Annotated in this window: 15 protein-coding genes; 9 read left to right on the top strand and 6 right to left on the bottom strand. The window is 44.7% G+C overall.

Features of this window, described 5'->3' with window-relative positions:
- Window positions 1-71 precede the first annotated feature (71 nt).
- From yghU to RJ41_RS04630, 4 genes are all read right to left on the bottom strand, one after another.
- Window positions 72-929 carry a glutathione-dependent disulfide-bond oxidoreductase gene (gene yghU / locus RJ41_RS04615; protein WP_039217610.1) on the bottom strand — a complete coding sequence of 286 codons (858 nt, stop codon included), beginning with the start codon at window positions 927-929 and terminating at the stop codon, window positions 72-74.
- A gap of 280 nt (window positions 930-1,209) precedes the next feature.
- The gene (locus RJ41_RS04620; protein ID WP_039217612.1) at window positions 1,210-1,467 is read right to left on the bottom strand and encodes a hypothetical protein; all 258 of its coding nucleotides are present in this window, start codon (window positions 1,465-1,467) and stop codon (window positions 1,210-1,212) included.
- 310 nt (window positions 1,468-1,777) lie between these two features.
- A complete protein-coding gene (locus RJ41_RS04625; RefSeq protein WP_039217614.1) occupies window positions 1,778-3,469 on the bottom strand; it encodes an NAD-dependent malic enzyme in 1,692 nt (563 codons plus the stop codon).
- 79 nt (window positions 3,470-3,548) lie between these two features.
- Window positions 3,549-6,212, bottom strand: a complete 2,664-nt coding sequence (locus tag RJ41_RS04630) for a penicillin-binding protein 1A (RefSeq protein ID WP_039217618.1) — start codon at window positions 6,210-6,212, stop codon at window positions 3,549-3,551.
- Between the two features lie 136 nt (window positions 6,213-6,348).
- Here RJ41_RS04630 and pilM point away from each other — a divergent pair, with 136 nt between their 5' ends.
- The 9 genes from pilM (at window position 6,349) to RJ41_RS04675 (ending at window position 15,463) form a co-directional block, all read left to right on the top strand.
- On the top strand, window positions 6,349-7,416 hold the full coding sequence (pilM, locus tag RJ41_RS04635) for a type IV pilus assembly protein PilM (RefSeq protein ID WP_039217774.1): 1,068 nt from the start codon (window positions 6,349-6,351) through the stop codon (window positions 7,414-7,416).
- Window positions 7,404-7,982: a PilN domain-containing protein gene (locus RJ41_RS04640; protein WP_039217624.1), complete on the top strand. Its 579-nt coding sequence runs from the start codon at window positions 7,404-7,406 to the stop codon at window positions 7,980-7,982. Before pilM ends, RJ41_RS04640 begins: the two co-directional genes overlap by 13 nt.
- A 2-nt stretch (window positions 7,983-7,984) precedes the next feature.
- A complete protein-coding gene (locus RJ41_RS04645) occupies window positions 7,985-8,596 on the top strand; it encodes a type IV pilus inner membrane component PilO (RefSeq protein WP_039217627.1) in 612 nt (203 codons plus the stop codon).
- Entirely contained in the window at window positions 8,593-9,120 is a 528-nt protein-coding gene (locus tag RJ41_RS04650; RefSeq protein ID WP_039217629.1) for a pilus assembly protein PilP, read from the top strand. Before RJ41_RS04645 ends, RJ41_RS04650 begins: the two co-directional genes overlap by 4 nt.
- A gap of 2 nt (window positions 9,121-9,122) precedes the next feature.
- Complete coding sequence (locus RJ41_RS04655; RefSeq protein ID WP_039217631.1) at window positions 9,123-10,898, top strand: type IV pilus secretin PilQ; 1,776 nt, start codon at window positions 9,123-9,125, stop codon at window positions 10,896-10,898.
- Between the two features lie 268 nt (window positions 10,899-11,166).
- Window positions 11,167-11,682, top strand: coding sequence for a shikimate kinase AroK (aroK, locus tag RJ41_RS04660; protein WP_025256800.1), 516 nt, complete (start codon window positions 11,167-11,169; stop codon window positions 11,680-11,682).
- Window positions 11,683-11,712: 30 nt separating this feature from the next.
- Window positions 11,713-12,780, top strand: a complete 1,068-nt coding sequence (aroB, locus tag RJ41_RS04665) for a 3-dehydroquinate synthase (RefSeq protein ID WP_039217637.1) — start codon at window positions 11,713-11,715, stop codon at window positions 12,778-12,780.
- Between the two features lie 120 nt (window positions 12,781-12,900).
- Window positions 12,901-14,376: an SPOR domain-containing protein gene (locus RJ41_RS04670; RefSeq protein WP_039217641.1), complete on the top strand. Its 1,476-nt coding sequence runs from the start codon at window positions 12,901-12,903 to the stop codon at window positions 14,374-14,376.
- Between the two features lie 226 nt (window positions 14,377-14,602).
- A complete protein-coding gene (locus RJ41_RS04675; protein WP_039217643.1) occupies window positions 14,603-15,463 on the top strand; it encodes a Dam family site-specific DNA-(adenine-N6)-methyltransferase in 861 nt (286 codons plus the stop codon).
- A 116-nt stretch (window positions 15,464-15,579) separates the two neighbouring features.
- Here the strand turns inward: RJ41_RS04675 and RJ41_RS04680 are convergent, their stop codons facing one another.
- Both RJ41_RS04680 and RJ41_RS04685 read right to left on the bottom strand, forming a co-directional pair.
- The gene (locus tag RJ41_RS04680; RefSeq protein WP_039217645.1) at window positions 15,580-15,771 is read right to left on the bottom strand and encodes a DUF2970 domain-containing protein; all 192 of its coding nucleotides are present in this window, start codon (window positions 15,769-15,771) and stop codon (window positions 15,580-15,582) included.
- Window positions 15,772-15,781: 10 nt separating this feature from the next.
- Window positions 15,782-16,090, bottom strand: coding sequence for a hypothetical protein (locus tag RJ41_RS04685; RefSeq protein ID WP_039217648.1), 309 nt, complete (start codon window positions 16,088-16,090; stop codon window positions 15,782-15,784).
- Window positions 16,091-16,096: the final 6 nt, after the last annotated feature.

Consider the following 16,096-nt stretch of genomic DNA (forward strand, 5'->3'; position numbering starts at 1 on the left):
GTCGACGGGGCCTGGACCGCTGGCACATGGAATTAAATTCGTGGGGATCCCTCAGACTCTGACCCCGTTAATTAGGTGTTGGCGAGTGCGTCGTCGATATCTTTTGCGCTGTGACGGTTTTCTAACTGACCATCGTCACCCCAGGTTTTGTTGACGATACGGCCTCGTTTAACCCCTTCACGCTGCTCTAGTTGCTTAGCCCAGCGGACCAAATTGGTGTACTCGTGCACCTGAAGGAAAGTCGCTGCGTCGTACAGGTTGCCAAGTACCAAGTTGCCGTACCATGGCCAAATAGCCATATCAGCAATGCTATATTCGCTGCCAGCCATGAACTCATTGTTTGCTAAGTGTTTGTCTAGCACATCTAACTGACGCTTAGTTTCCATGGTAAAACGATTGATAGGATATTCCATGGGATAAGGCGCATAGCTGTAGAAGTGCCCAAAACCACCACCTAAGTAAGGTGCTGATCCCACCTGCCAGAATAGCCAGTTGAAACACTCTGCTTTAGCATGGGCATCTTGTGGAATAAACTTTCCAAACTTTTCCGCTAGGTAAACTAAGATTGAACCCGACTCGAAAAGCTTGGTTTCTGGCGACGTGGTCCTGTCGACCATAGCAGGAATTTTACTATTCGGATTAACGTCAACAAACCCAGAAGAAAACTGATCGCCCTCACCAATGTTAATCAGCCAAGCGTCGTATTCTGCTTCGCTCACGCCAGCTGCCAACAACTCTTCAAGCATGATGGTAACTTTCTGACCATTAGGCGTAGCTAACGAGTATAGCTGCAAACCATGTTCACCATTAGGACGAGCCTTTTCATGGGTAGCGCCCGATACAGGACGATTGATACTGGCCCACTTGTTGCCATCATCCTCAGCCTGAGTCCAAACTTCTGGTGGTGTATAGTTACTTTCTGTCGACATAGCAGCTCCTTTAAATGACTTTATCGTTAAGGTTAGTGCAATACATAGCTACTAAGAACAGCTTTTAAAGACTTATAGCTCAACGGTGTCGACTAATAAACGGCGATATACGTTTATTGACATAAAAAAGCCGCGCTTTAGCTTTATCCAGAGCGCGGTTTTATGAATAAAAGGCGAGCAGTCCTTTGCCCGCAAACTGGTACTATCGATAGTTGCCATAATCTTTTGCCAGCGGTAACCGTGGCAGAATCGATAGTGTGTAAGAAGGATTAGCCGCGAATTACTTAACCTCGTAGTAGGCATCAATTAAGTCGGATTCATCCAGATAAGCAAACATTTCAATTTGCTCATCCACTGGGCTTTCTGAAACTGTACTAGCAGCCGTTTTAGCAGCTTTTTCATCTTGTGCTGCAACATCAACATTAGGTGCGTCGCAAGCTGAGAGTGTTGCAAGAGCGGCCATAACTAATGACGTAGAGAATGAGCGCTTAATAATTCGCGCGTAGAAAGGACTTACCTTGTTTTTTAACTTGGTCATCAATAACACCCCTTGCTCCTTGTTGTAACTATTAAGAGGTGTATCAATCATTGTGCCAATTAAAATTAATTCATTAATAACAGCGGGTTAGCGGAAAATTAACGTGAATATATATGAATAACACATAGGAAATGTTGCGCATAGGCAACACCATATTACATTTGGTTGGAGTTCAGCCGCGAAATGGATGAAGTTCGAGCAGTGAGACGGTGGCTTACTTCAGCTTTTGGGTTGTAAGTCATGGTGAAAGCGTTGTTCACAAGTACTAAAAAAGCAGGCTAAGCCTGCTTTTTTATAACGTTAACGGATACTAGATGCTTACCCGCTTGTAAGGGCGGTACTCTGCTTTCCAGAAGTTACGCTCAATGCTGGCGCGCAATGCGTCGTCAGACATCTCAAGCGCTAGCCCTTGCTCCATAGCAACTTTACCCACTTCAAAAGCAATCTCACGACTAATTTCAGCAATTGCAGCAAGTGGTGGCAATAGTGAGCCTTGCCCTGTGTTGACTAATGGCGACGCCGCCGCAAGAGCGTTACTTGCAGCCATTAGCATTTCATCACTAATGAGCTTCGCTTTTGAGGCGACAACACCAAGGCCGATACCAGGGAAAATATACGAGTTATTACACTGAGCAATAGGGATGATATTGCCATTGTACTCTACGGGCTTGAACGGACTACCAGTTGCGATAATTACCTCGCCATCTGTCCATTCAATTACTTGCTCGGGGCGCGCTTCAACTTGTCGTGAGGGGTTACTTAACGGGAAGATTATGGGCAATTCACAGCCTTGTTTCATGGCACGGATCACCTGCTCAGTAAACAAGCCTGGCTGACCAGAGACACCAATAAGTACATCTGGTTTCGCGCAATGCATCACATCCAACAGTGACGCGTAATCTCCACTGAATGTCCAATCAGCTAAATCTGCATTTCTCTGCTGAAGCTTTTGCTGAAAGTCGCGTAAACCTTCCATGCCCTCAGTCACCAAGCCAAAGCGGTCAATCATAAACACTTGTTTACGCGCTTGTTCATCAGTAAGGCCTTCAAACACCATTTGCTGAATAAGCATTTCGGCAATGCCACAGCCAGCTGACCCCGCACCCACAAACACGACCTTCATGTCACGCAGCTTTTGCTGCTTGGTTTTACAAGCCGCCAAAATAGTGCCAAGGGTAACGGCAGCAGTTCCTTGAATATCGTCGTTAAAACAACACACGTCGTTACGATAGCGATTTAATAACGGCATAGCGTTAGGCTGCGCAAAATCTTCAAACTGAATCATGACATCAGGCCAGCGTCGCTTCACAGCATTAATGAACATATCAACGAATTCGTCGTATTCTTCCTGTCCAATACGAGGATGGCGCGCCCCCATGTACATTGGGTCGTTTAGTAGCTTTTCGTTGTTAGTCCCTACATCTAACATTACGGGCAATGTGTATGCTGGGCTAATTCCACCACACGCGGTGTAAAGCGAAAGCTTACCAATGGGAATGCCCATCCCCCCGATACCTTGGTCTCCCAAGCCTAAAATACGCTCACCGTCAGTTACAACAATCACCTTCACTTTGCGCTTAGTCGCATTGCGAACAATGTCATCTAGCTGATGGCGCTCTTCATAAGATACGAATAAGCCTCGTGAACTGCGATAAATATCAGAAAACTGTTCACATGCATCACCGACTGTTGGGGTGTAGATGATAGGCATCATCTCATCGATGTGCTTTTGAATAAGACGATAAAATAAGGTTTCGTTGTTGTCTTGAATAGCACGTAAATAAATGTGCTTATTGAGTGATTCATCGAAGCTACTGTATTGCATATAGGCGCGTTCAACTTGCTCTTCAATAGTTTCGTACCGTGGAGGCACAAGACCAGTTAGGTTGAACGCAGCTCTCTCGCGCGCAGTGAAGGCGCTACCTTTATTAAGTAGGGGCGTTTCCAGCAGTGAAGGGCCGGCATGAGGAATATAAAGATATCGCTGTGAATCTTCTGACATTGGTTTTCCGATAATGTGTTCAGGGCAAATACATTGCCTTCGCCTGAAGCAGCACGCACACAGCGTGCTTTTTTTATAATTAGAATATTTCTTCTGGCTCTGGCGCAGTTGTCTTGTCCTGCGTGGCTGGATCTAACACTTCGTCATCGCGAACGTAAGTAGTTGGCTCAGTACCTTGCAGGAAATATTCGAATAGTGTCGTATGGTCTGTTCGTCTGGTCAACTTTCCACTGGTACGATCAATGCGAACACGTACTATATTTTCTGGTACGGGCATAGGCGTATGTGGCTTGTCCTTCAAAGCAAATTGCATAAATCTGATCCACGCTGGCTCCGCCGCTTTAGCGCCATCTTCAATGCCAATCATGGCGTTGCCTATCCAGTTAAACTTCTCAGGCGCCTTATTAATCAAATTTTGATTACGCGTGGCACGTCCTAACTGACGCCCCATGTTGTCGAACCCGACCCAAGTTGTTGCCACCAAATCTTTGTGGAAACCACTGAACCACGTGTCTCGCGAGTCATTCGTTGTACCCGTTTTCCCAGCTATGTCAGTACGCTGAAGAATATTACGAGCACGCCAGCCGGTGCCTAACCAATAGGTTTTCTTGCTCCAATTTCCGTTTGCTCTCACAGCCGTTCGCATCATTTCTGCCACTAAGAAAGCGTTTTGAGCAGTAATAACCTGAGGCGCAATCACTTTTTCTGCAGCTTCGTCATCATCGACGTCGCCAAGTAAAATATCTTGATTTAGTTCAGCGGCAAGTAAGGCTTCAATATCGGCTTCTTCGTCTTCAGGTAGTATTTCTGGATCGCTTTGATTTTCACAACGATTGCACGCCCAAACTGGGTTTGCTTTCCAAAGCTCATCGCCGTTTTCATCAAGCACTTTGCTGATAAAATGAGGGTTTACTAAGTAGCCACCGTTCGCAATGACCGACATACCTCTTACCACTTCAAGCGGCGTGTGCGAACTCGAACCAAGAGACACGGTTTCATCCAGCGGGATATCATCTTTATTAAATCCAAAGCGCGTTAGATAATCAGCCGTTTCTCTAAGACCAACACCGCGGAGTAATCGAACCGATACCACGTTTTTCGATTTACCAAGGGCTTTACGCATTCTGATTGGACCGTCGTATTCAGCCGGCGAATTTTGAGGGCGCCAGGCGACACCTGTAGCGGCATTCCATTGGTTAATAGGCGCATCATTGATAATAGAGGCAAGGGTGTAACCACTGTCTAACGCTGCTGAATAAACGAAAGGTTTGATGTTTGAACCCACTTGGCGCTTAGCCTGGGTAGCTCTATTAAATTGGCTTTGGTAGAAGCTGTAACCGCCAACCACGGCTTCTACCGCGCCGTTTTTCGGGTTAAGTGCAATAAAGGCTCCGCTTACCTCGGGGATTTGCGAAATACGCCACAGCCCTTCTTGCTGCCTGATGTAGACAACCGCCCCTTCTTGAGTAACATCGGACGCGGTTTTAGGGTCACTGCCCTGCCTAAAATCCGTAATATAACGCCTCGCCCAGTCCAAGCCATCCCACTCTACTGTAATGGTTCTTCCGTCAACGGCAAGCACATCGATTGACTGTTCATTTACCTTTGTTACCACAGAAGGTAACAGAGGCTTGATGTGAGGGATTTCTTCAAGCACTCGTATAAGTGATTCATCATCCCACTCTTCACGAGATGTTCTATTGCTTACATCAAAACTTAACGAAAGCTGGGGAATGACGTCATCTTTACCTTCTTGCTTTGGAATATCCCATAGGTACCCCATCGCTCCTTTATAACCATGACGTTCATCGTAATCGTGAAGGTTTCTCACAACCGCTCGTTGCGCGGCTAGTTGAAGGTCAGACGTTGCTGTTGCGAATACTTGGTAGCCTCCAGTTTCCGCTTCTTCTTTTCCATAAATTTCGACCATTTCATTGTAAATGGTGTCAGCCAAATAAGGGGCATCAACTTCAATTTCGGCACCGTGCTTTTTGGCCGTAACTGGCGCATTGGCAGCTTCATCGAACTGCGCTTTAGTAATGTATTCTTCATCTAACATTCGAAGCAGCACAACACGTCGGCGCTCTACAGACCGCTGTGGCCCGCTGATTGGGTTTAGCACTGAAGGTGCCTTTGGAAGACCCGCGATAGTAGCAATTTGGGCTAAAGAAAGCTCGTTAAGCGGTTTGCCATAATACACCTGAGCCGCCGCACCGAAACCAAAAGCTCTATGACCTAACTCAATTTTATTGAGGTATAATTCGAGAATTTCTTGCTTAGAAAGCTCCTGCTCCATGTGCAATGCAATAAATATTTCTTTTATCTTACGAATATAGGTTTTTTCACGGCTCAGGAAAAAGCCTCGCGCCAGCTGCATAGTTAACGTGCTCGCTCCCTGACGTTTTTCGCCAGTTAAGACTAAACTTACTGCTGCACGCATTATACCAATGGGGTCGATACCGTGGTGTTCGTAGAATCGACTGTCTTCGGTAGCAAGTATGGCGTCAATTAATTCTTGTGGAACTTCCTCAAGTTTTACGGGGATCCGCCGTTTAACTCCATACTGCGAAATAAGTTTTCCGTCTTTGGTGTATATCTGCATAGGGGTTTGCAGCCTTACATCCTTAAGTACAGTAACGCTTGGCAGGTCAGGTTTGATATAAAAGTAAATACCTACCAGTGCTGCAAAACCAAGAAGGCCTGATAGAAAACTAAATAAAATAAGTGGTTTAATGTACTTCACTGTAACGGATACCAAGACATTTTGTTGAAATGACGTATATTCTATACGTATGTGTTATCTGTAGAACCATACGCACAATACTAATAGAGTAATATTGTACTTTAGAGCAACTACCTTTGAAACTGGACACTTGCAAATGAAATCGCTGTTTAAAAAAAAGCTGCCGCCCATTGTGGGCTTAGATATAGGCACGCGTCAAATAAAAGCGGTATGGCTAGAACAATCTAAAGACGGGTTCGTCCTTCAAGGGTATGCCTGCGAGCCGATCACTAAAATCGCTTTTTCAGAGCGAGATATCAAAGATTATGAATCGGTAAGCATTGCGCTGAAAAAAATTCGCAAATCTCTGAAGACAAAATTGAAGTTGGCGAATGTTGCGGTGGCAGGAACCTCAGTAATTAGCAAAATCGTATACATGGATCCTGAACAAAACGATTATGATCTTGAAAATCAAATAGAAATTGAAGCTGACAGTCTGATTCCCTATCCTCTTGAAGAAGTGTATTTAGATTTTGAAGAAATGGGGCCAAGTACTACCCATACTGGCAAAGTGAACGTTTTGCTGACCGCTGCTCATAAAGACTTAGTAGATAGCCGGTTGCTGCTTACTAGAGAAGCCAATTTCGAGCCTAAAATTGTTGATATGGAAAATTACGCCATTGGCAATGCGTTAGACTTTTTTCACCCCCCTCAGCCAGAAGATGAGCCACTTTGTTGCATTAATGTGGGTGCCTCGCTACTTCAAATATGCGTGATCAAAAATGGTGACGTAATTTATACAAAAGAGCATGCGTTTGGGCTTAACCAATTAATCAGTGATATTAGTGCCATCCATATGGTAGAACGAGAGGTGGCAGAGCGTCAGCTATTAGACGGCACGCTTTCAGGCAATTGGGTAGAAGATACCCTTCCCATCTTTGCTGCTAACCTTCAGCAGAACATCAACCGGGCGCTGCAGATGTATATGAGCACTCTACATGCACAACGCCCAAGTAAGATTCTATTAAGTGGTGGCGCAGCGACCATCGAACCATTGGTAGAGATTCTGAAACAAGACTTAGGCCTTGAAGTAGATTGCTTTAACCCGTTCAGCAATATGACGATAAACCCAAAACTCGATACGACTCGACTTAGCAAAATTGCACCACAGCTTGCAATTGCAGCGGGTCTGGCGAGCCGGAGCTTTACGCCATGGCACATGTAAATTTACTTCCGTGGCGAGAAAAACAGCGCCAACATCAAAAACAACAATACTTAGTTGGCTTGGTTGCCGTTGCTGCTATCGTAGGCTTAATTTTTTGGTTTATAGGGCAAGCTATCGACCAGCAGATTAATAACCAAAACTCACGTAACCAATATCTTGAACGCGAAATTGCTACTCTTGATGCACAGATCGGCGAAATCAAGAAACTAAAAGACAAAAAGAACGCTGTTGAACAACGTATGGCCTTAATTGAACAGCTTCAGGCCAGCCGTAATGTCGCGCCTATTGTGTTTGATGAACTCGCCAAATTGGTACCTCAAGGGGTGGCGTTTGAATCAATGACAAGAAGTAATAACAGCATCAAAATAGAAGGGATAAGCGACTCTAATAATCGCTTATCAGACTTTATGCGTGCCTTAGATAACTCTAAAGTATTTGTGGGCGCAGAACTCTCTACGATTAAGTCTGACAGTAGTGCGGCAAGAGCTATTAGTAACTTTACCCTTACATTTTCTATCGCGCCGAATGTTGCCCCCCTAAAAAGCGCTAGTAGTGAGGCGCCATAATTATGAAGTTTGACGTTTCGAAACTTAAAGAATTAAACGAACTCGATTTTGAGCAGATTGCTATTTGGCCGAATGAAGTTCGCATTGTCGTTGCTGCATTCGTCGCAATATTAGTAGGCGCCCTTAGCTATTATACGTTGGTAAGCCCAAAGCTCCCTATCAAGGATGCAGCTGAGTTGAAAGAACAAGAGCTTAAGCTGCAGTTTGAAGCGAAGTACCGTATCGCGGCGAATTTAGAAGCTTATGAAGCGCAGCTCGCGAAAATTAAAGAAGATTTTTCTTCCATGCTTAAGAGCTTACCCACCAGTAATGAAACGCCAGGTTTGCTTGACGACATCACTTATGTCGGCACATCGGCAGGCCTGACATTTGAACTACTTAACTGGCAACAAGAAGTACCGAAAGAATTCTATACTGAGCTACCTATAGAAATGGAAGTCAGTGGCGGATATCACAACTTTGGGGAATTCGTGTCTAAAGTGGCGGACTTACCTCGTATTGTTACGCTGCATGACTTTGATATTAAACGGCAAGCAAACGGGCTATCCCTTAAACTTCAAGCCAAAACCTATCGTTCTGAAAACTCCTCGGATTTTGAAGGAGATGAGCAATGATTCGTGTACTTATTTCTCTTTTGGCCTTGTTACTTATTGCGGGCTGCTCGCCAAAACTGAATGACCTTCAAGCCTACACGCAAAGTGTGAAATCGCGTGCGCAGCCTCAAATCGAGCCCTACCCAGAGTTTAAAACCCACCCGCCATTTAGTTATACTGCAAGCGCACTTAGAAGCCCGTTTGACCGCCCGCGCAACAATGCGGCCCCTGTAGCTAAAGCTCGCGTGGAAAACTGTCTACAGCCTAACTTTCAACGTCCAAAGGAAGCCTTGGAGGCTTATGGCTTAGATGCCCTCGCCCTTGCCGGCAATTTTGCGGTTAAAGAAGTGAAATGGGCGTTATTAAAAAGCAACGACGGAGTGTTACATAAAGCGAAAGTAGGGAGCCGTATCGGATTGTTTTATGGCAAAATTATGCAAATTGGCACCGACTCAATTACTATTGAACAACTATTACCTGATGGTGCAGGCTGCTGGCAAAGGAAAACAACAACAATGACTACAGCATCGAAGGCGGGAGAGTAAGCATGGCCGAACGATATATTTTCAACAAATCTCTCAATCGTAGAGCGCCTAGATGGTATTGGCTGGCCTTCGTTGTCGCTGCAATATTTTCATTCACCTTTCTGGTTTCTCATCCTGTCAAAGCACAGGAACCACTACTGGTAGATCCTAACGCAAAGAGAAATGAAACGGCCCCAGCTACCACCATTACGAATATAGACTTTACCCAAGCGGCAAATAGCACTGCAATTACATTAGTAGAATTTGTGGGCACAGCACCAAAGGTGCAGCTTATTGAATCTCAAGGAAAGGTGATACTCACACTCACCAATACTGCATTAGCTCAAGATCAGCTAGTAGAGCTAAGCGTGGCGGACTTCGGAACTATCGTTTCGACCATAGAAACCTTTGAAGACGAAAATGCCGCCCGTATTGAGATAAATTACTCAGGTCCAGTTACCGTCAAAAACACGGTGAAAGATAGCGTATTACGCGTAGCAATTTCACCAATGGACAGTGAACAGCAAGAAGCACTTGAGGCAGAGAAGAAATATACTGGCGACCCTATTTCTCTTGATTTTCAAGATGTACCTGTAAGACAGGTTTTGCAAATTATTGCGCAAGTAAATGGCTTTAACCTCGTTACGACTGACACAGTATCAGGCAATGTTACTATCAGTTTATCTGGCGTTCCTTGGGATCAAGCCTTAGATATGATCTTGCGCGTTAAAGGATTAGACAAGCGTTTAGAGGGCAATATCTTGTTGATTGCCCCTGCAGAAGAATTGTCTGCTCGTGAAACTCAAGCGTTGCAATCTAAAAAACAAGTCTCAGATTTAGCCCCTTTGCATACGGTAAATATTTCAGTTAACTACGCTAAAGCCTCTGCATTGGCTACTATTCTAAAATCTACCGAAGGCGGTATTCTTTCCGAGCGTGGCGGCGTTACGGTAGATGAGCGAACCAACACCCTACTTATACGTGATACATTAGCGTCGATTGACGAAGCAAGAAAAACTATCAACGCGTTAGATATTCCAGTTAAACAGGTACTGATTGAAAGCAGAATGGTCACAGTACTTGACAATGTTGACGAACAGTTAGGCGTGCGCTGGGGGTTCAGCGACCGCCAAGATGATAACGGCGTATCAGGCAGCCTCGAAGCAGCCGATACCATTGCCGGAGGCGTGGTGCCTAGCATTGATAATCGTCTTAATGTGAACCTTCCGGTAACCAGCGCTGCGGGAAGCATCGGCTTTCAAATAGCAAGCTTAGTAGACGGCACCATATTAGATCTTGAACTTTCTGCACTTGAGTCGGAAAACAAAGGGGAAATTATTGCAAGTCCTCGTATTACTGTGGCCAACCAACATGAAGCTTACATTGAACAGGGTACGGAAATACCCTATGTGCAGGCAACGTCAAGCGGCGCTACATCGGTTGAGTTTAAAAAAGCGGTTCTATCGCTCAAAGTTACTCCTCATATTACGCCAGATAATCGCATTATTCTGGACTTAGTGGTAACTCAAGATACGCGCGGCGAAACCGTGGCTACATCAACTGGTGATGCAGTTGCTATCGATACACAGGAAATTAAAACGCAGGTATTGGTTGAAAACGGCGAAACCATTGTGCTTGGTGGGATTTTCCAGCAGACAAGTTCTGATGGCGTATCCAAGGTACCTTTATTTGGTGACTTACCTGTTGTGGGTGCCTTATTTAGAAATACGTCACAACTTCAACAGAAGCGAGAGTTACTCATTTTTGTTACACCCAAAATTGTAACTGAACGTCCATAAGAACAGTTTTATCTTCAAAAAACGCGCATCTTAATGCGCTTTTTTTGTTTTTAGACCGTTTTTATCACTAAATTTACAGGTATACGCTATTTGTTAGTAACAAAACTTGCAACGCCTTACGTGAAACTGAGATAATCCCCGCCTCGAAATTTAAGCGAGGTTTAAGGAGTGGTGCTTATTGGAAACTAAATAGGCACGAGTCAATGGGTAGGCTGGTAAGGCAACAGTGCACTGCCCCTAACATGATTAAGTTGTGATATAAGCAAATATGGCTGAAAAACGTAATATCTTTTTAGTTGGCCCAATGGGTGCTGGCAAAAGTACTATCGGTAGACATCTGGCAGACGAACTTCACCTAGACTTTTTTGATTCGGATCAGGAAATTGAGCGCCGTACAGGTGCGGACATCGCCTGGATCTTCGACCTTGAAGGCGAAGATGGATTCCGTAAACGCGAAGAAACCGTCATTAACGATTTGACAGATAAGCAAGGTATTGTACTTGCCACTGGCGGCGGCTCTATTGTAACCAAAGCTGTGCGTAATCGTTTATCTGCCCGCGGCATCGTTGTTTACCTACAAACGACAATCGATAAGCAAGTTGCCCGTACACAACGCGACAAACGTCGCCCTTTACTGCAAAACGAAGATCCAGAGCAAGTACTTCGCGATCTTGCAGAAATGCGCAACCCGCTTTACGAAGAAGTTGCTGATTACATTGTTGATACAGACGACCAAAGTGCACGTGCTGTAGCAAATCAAATTATCAGTAAAATCGGTCTATAAATTAAATATGTATTAGGAGGTGCTACGCCAATGTCAACCTTAACTGTGGAACTTGGAGAACGTAGCTATCCTATACAGATAGAGGCTGGGCTGCTTTCGCAACCCGGTCTTTTTAGTGCCTACATAAAAGGCCCTCTGGCGGTTATCGTAACAAACGAGACCGTTGCGCCGCTTTACTTAGAAACCGCTAAAGCAGCATGTGGTGACGTTCAAGTTGAAACCATTATTTTGCCAGATGGCGAGCAGTACAAGAATTTAGAACAATTCGAAGTAGTCATGACCCGCCTTCTCGAACTAAATGCGGCAAGAGATACAACACTTATTGCCCTTGGCGGTGGTGTGATAGGAGACCTCACGGGCTTTGTCGCAGCAACTTACCAACGCGGTGTGCCTTTTATTCAAGTCCCTACTACCCTGCTTTCCCAGGTAGACTCATCGGTAGGTGGAAAAACCGCGGTAAACCACCCTCTAGGTAAAAACATGATTGGTGCTTTTTACCAACCTGTTTATGTTGCTATCGATACTGACTCGCTGGCGACACTACCGCCACGAGAATTTGCTGCTGGTATGGCAGAGGTTATTAAATACGGCATTATTTACGACGCACCGTTTTTTACGTGGCTTGAAGAAAACGTTAACGCACTTACGTCTCTTGATACTGAAATCCTTACCTACGCTATTTCTCGCTGCTGCGAAATAAAAGCAGATGTGGTTGCGAAAGACGAGCGGGAAGGTGGATTGCGCGCTATTCTAAACCTTGGGCATACCTTTGGTCACGCTATTGAAGCTGAACAAGGCTACGGCAACTGGCTGCATGGCGAAGCGGTAGCCGCTGGTACTATAATTGCTTGTAAAGCTGCTGAAGCATTAACATGGTTTGAAGCGTCAGAAACACGACGCGTATCGTCGCTATTTGAAGCATTTGCACTGCCTATTGCAGGGCCTAGTAGCATGACGAAAGACGACTATGTTAAGCACATGAAACGCGATAAGAAAGTGGAAGCGGGCAGTATTCGATTTGTACTTCCTCAAGGCATTGGCAAAGCGGTTGTTACTAAAGACGTCACCGACGCCATCCTTACTGACATTCTCTCTTAGTCAATCGCGTTCACGACAAACTGGCAGCGTGCCCTTTCGTTATTCCCGAGACTTGGGAACTAGTAACAAGGTGCGTTGCTAGACTAGTTTTAAAGCAACGGTGAATAAGGGCAAACTCCCATGCAAAGTGAACTGCATGAACGTTTGGAATATCTGGTCAATTACTCCTCTCAGCTGATCTTTGTCAGCGGTGAGTCTATTGCTCAACAGCAAAAAACCCTTGAAGCCTTTGTCTTCCAACAGCACGACGATACCGAAATTGCGTATTTGACCGCGCAAGATAATATGGAGCCTTCTGACTATCGTAGACAGCTTTGCCGCCAGCTACTAGGTCAAGTAGTGGGAAGCTTTGTTCGCCCCCTCAATGAGTTACTTTCTGATCTGAATAGCCACGAAGGCCCAATTCTAATCGCTATCACCCAAGCCCATAATCTTCCTGATGCACTGTTACAAGAGCTATGGGATTTGGTGTTACAGAGTAGATTTGCTGGCAATAAACAACATTTGAACGTGCTTTTATTTGCCAATAATGAGTGGGCTGAGCGCGCCAAACAATGGCTTCCTGCGAAGAATACTGAAACTCCGCTTATTATTAGTAGCCAATCTGTCATTAGTGAGCAGCCAAATTTCGAGTCAGATCTCGACAAAATGATCGCGTCACGAAGAGAAGCGTTTCAGGCTCACTTAGAAAATAGACAACGTGAAAACACCAAGACATTCACTAACCCACTAAAAACAAAATGGTTTTATTTAGGGGTGGTTCTAGTCTTTCTGGTCACATTCTCAGGCCTTATTTATTGGCAATACGGTGAAAAACTGTCATCTATTTTTTCTCCTATTAGCCAGCAAACACTTGAACCTAAGGAAACTCAGGTTCAACCGGGTTCAGCCTATAATAAGCTAATTGCAGACGGCATTGCTGGTGAAGGCTTCAGTGGCGACGATGAAAAAAGCGGAGAAACCACAGCTGCTGAAATTCAAAATAACGTAAGCGTACAAACCGGTAATGTGGAAATTGTCTCAACACCGACTGCCACGCCTGAGTTACCGAACCAATCAACCCTTGATATGCCAGCTGAAAATGAAATAGCAGCCAATGACTCGCTGATTACTGATTGGGAAAGCGCAGTATCAACATTGCCTGATGCAGGTTCTTCGTCTAAAACAGAAGGCGATAATAGTAATATTACAGCAAGGGCACGAAGCAGTAATTCTTCCTTCGTCGATACTAGTTCAGGTGAAAAAACTGAACAAAGCGCTGATACGGCACTTAGCAGAGAAAATAGGAACCAAACATCACTGCAGCCAAATCAATGGATTAGTGCTAACGATTACGCCATTCAGATGCTAGCGATGAAAAGCGAATCGGTGCTCAATGCATTCTTGCGTGAAAACAATCTTGTAGGTCAAACCCGCATTTATAAAACCGAACGCTATGGTGGCGACTGGTTTGTCGTTGTTTTTCGAGAGGTTTTTTCCTCACTATCACAAGCACAACAGGTACGTGCGGCGCTACCTGAATATCCGGGCAAACAAAATGCGTTTATTAAGCGAGGAAATCAGGTCCTCTCTGAAATAGACAAAGCACAAAATTAAGCCACTTTTTTACGCAAACTCTCTTTTAATTTTGATAATTTGCCAAAATTCCATTCTTGCGACACTTGTTGGTTGTCCGTTTTACTGATGAAAGTTACAATCTACCTTTAGTGTGGTGATATCTGATACTGATCAGCATAAAAGTATAAAGACGACCCTTTCCCTTGGAACGGCGGCGCACGGAAAAACCACCGTCTTCATTCCGTCTAGGTAGTAACGTTTAAGCATGATGCAGAAAAAAAACCGGGCCTTTTTAAAATGGGCCGGTGGCAAATACAGCTTGGTTGAGCATATTCAGGCCAGATTACCGCAAGCTAACAAACTTATAGAACCGTTTGTTGGAGCCGGCTCTGTATTTCTGAATACGCAATACAAACGTTACCTGCTTAATGACATAAACCCTGATCTCATTAATCTATACAACTTCTTAAAAGCGCAACCCGATGCGCTGATTAACGACGCTCGAACTTTTTTTGATGGGAGTCGCAATAAAGAAAAGATGTACTACGACTTGCGTGAGGAGTTCAACGCAACGAAGGATGAATACTACCGAGCTATTCTTTTTCTTTATTTAAATCGTCATGGTTACAATGGTTTATGTCGCTATAGTCTTCAAGGCCGTTTCAATGTGCCATTTGGGCGCTATAAAAAACCCTATTTCCCTGAAGACGAGATGTTTGTGTTTTCTGAAAAATCACAAAAGGCTACGTTTACGTGTCTACCATTTGAAAAAGTTTTTTCAAGAGCTAGGCGAGGCAATGTCATTTACTGTGATCCCCCATACGCACCTATTAGCAAAACAGCAGCGTTTACTAGCTACGCGGCGCGAAGCTTTGGGCAAGAGTCACAAGAGAAGCTGGCTGAGCTCGCTACCCGAGCGTCTAAAAAGCGTGGTATCCCAGTATTGATATCGAATCATGACCTACCGCTCACGCGCGCCTTATACCAGGGCGCAGACTTTAGTATGCTGTCGGTTAAGCGCTCAATAAGTCAAAATGGTGCGAAGCGGCAGCCTGTGGATGAAATACTTGCTTATTTTCCACCCGCCAAAGTCGTTCCCAAACGAAACACGCATAAAAAAAAATAGTTCAGCGCCCGTAAGCTTGATGACGAACATAAAACTGAAAGAAAGGTTAGAAAGCATTCATTCGCAATGCTGACGAGTCTGAGTTCATCTAGGTAGTGTATAGGTCTAGCTCGGGTTTAGCCTGCATACCATCTGACAAACATAAAAAGCGAAACGACGAATACCCCAACTAAAATAACGCCAATAATAGCAAAACTAATAAAGGTACCTTTAGTAAAGTCCCGTTCATAGTTTTTGTGGCTTTGCACGCCGAATAAGCTTGCTACTACACTACCTAGAACTGACCAGAAACCAGTACCAGATTGCATCACGCCGCCCCTATGAATCGTTTGAAGGTGAGGTGAAATCTCGATTACCATCGTCGCTATGAAGCAACTCTAGTAAGTCTAAAAAGTGGAATTGAAAAGACGGTGATTTACCTGCTATCCACGATAGCCAACTAACTTCTTCCACTCCCTCTTGATGACGGGCGCATTGATTTTGAATGTGGCTTGCTGGCAACTTGGGGTTAAATTCAGTAACAGGTTGGAATTCGCAAACAGACGAACGAGAGCTTGGCGGGTTTGTAACAGCCACACTAACCAGGGCGACGGCTCCACAAATCGCAAAAAAAGGAAGAACTTTCATCCTGAA

The sequence above is a fragment of the Alteromonas marina genome (assembly GCF_000808575.1).
Classification (GTDB): domain Bacteria; phylum Pseudomonadota; class Gammaproteobacteria; order Enterobacterales; family Alteromonadaceae; genus Alteromonas; species Alteromonas marina_A.

What these genes read in the sequence shown, in the direction of transcription:
- yghU (WP_039217610.1), bottom strand. Translation starts at nt 929, where the DNA reads ATGTCGACAGAAAGTAACTATACACCACCAGAAGTTTGGACTCAGGCT.
- RJ41_RS04620 (WP_039217612.1), bottom strand. Translation starts at nt 1,467, where the DNA reads ATGACCAAGTTAAAAAACAAGGTAAGTCCTTTCTACGCGCGAATTATT.
- RJ41_RS04625 (WP_039217614.1), bottom strand. Translation starts at nt 3,469, where the DNA reads ATGTCAGAAGATTCACAGCGATATCTTTATATTCCTCATGCCGGCCCT.
- pilM (WP_039217774.1), top strand. Translation starts at nt 6,349, where the DNA reads ATGAAATCGCTGTTTAAAAAAAAGCTGCCGCCCATTGTGGGCTTAGAT.
- RJ41_RS04640 (WP_039217624.1), top strand. Translation starts at nt 7,404, where the DNA reads ATGGCACATGTAAATTTACTTCCGTGGCGAGAAAAACAGCGCCAACAT.
- RJ41_RS04645 (WP_039217627.1), top strand. Translation starts at nt 7,985, where the DNA reads ATGAAGTTTGACGTTTCGAAACTTAAAGAATTAAACGAACTCGATTTT.
- RJ41_RS04650 (WP_039217629.1), top strand. Translation starts at nt 8,593, where the DNA reads ATGATTCGTGTACTTATTTCTCTTTTGGCCTTGTTACTTATTGCGGGC.
- RJ41_RS04655 (WP_039217631.1), top strand. Translation starts at nt 9,123, where the DNA reads ATGGCCGAACGATATATTTTCAACAAATCTCTCAATCGTAGAGCGCCT.
- aroK (WP_025256800.1), top strand. Translation starts at nt 11,167, where the DNA reads ATGGCTGAAAAACGTAATATCTTTTTAGTTGGCCCAATGGGTGCTGGC.
- aroB (WP_039217637.1), top strand. Translation starts at nt 11,713, where the DNA reads ATGTCAACCTTAACTGTGGAACTTGGAGAACGTAGCTATCCTATACAG.
- RJ41_RS04670 (WP_039217641.1), top strand. Translation starts at nt 12,901, where the DNA reads ATGCAAAGTGAACTGCATGAACGTTTGGAATATCTGGTCAATTACTCC.
- RJ41_RS04675 (WP_039217643.1), top strand. Translation starts at nt 14,603, where the DNA reads ATGATGCAGAAAAAAAACCGGGCCTTTTTAAAATGGGCCGGTGGCAAA.
- RJ41_RS04680 (WP_039217645.1), bottom strand. Translation starts at nt 15,771, where the DNA reads ATGCAATCTGGTACTGGTTTCTGGTCAGTTCTAGGTAGTGTAGTAGCA.
- RJ41_RS04685 (WP_039217648.1), bottom strand. Translation starts at nt 16,090, where the DNA reads ATGAAAGTTCTTCCTTTTTTTGCGATTTGTGGAGCCGTCGCCCTGGTT.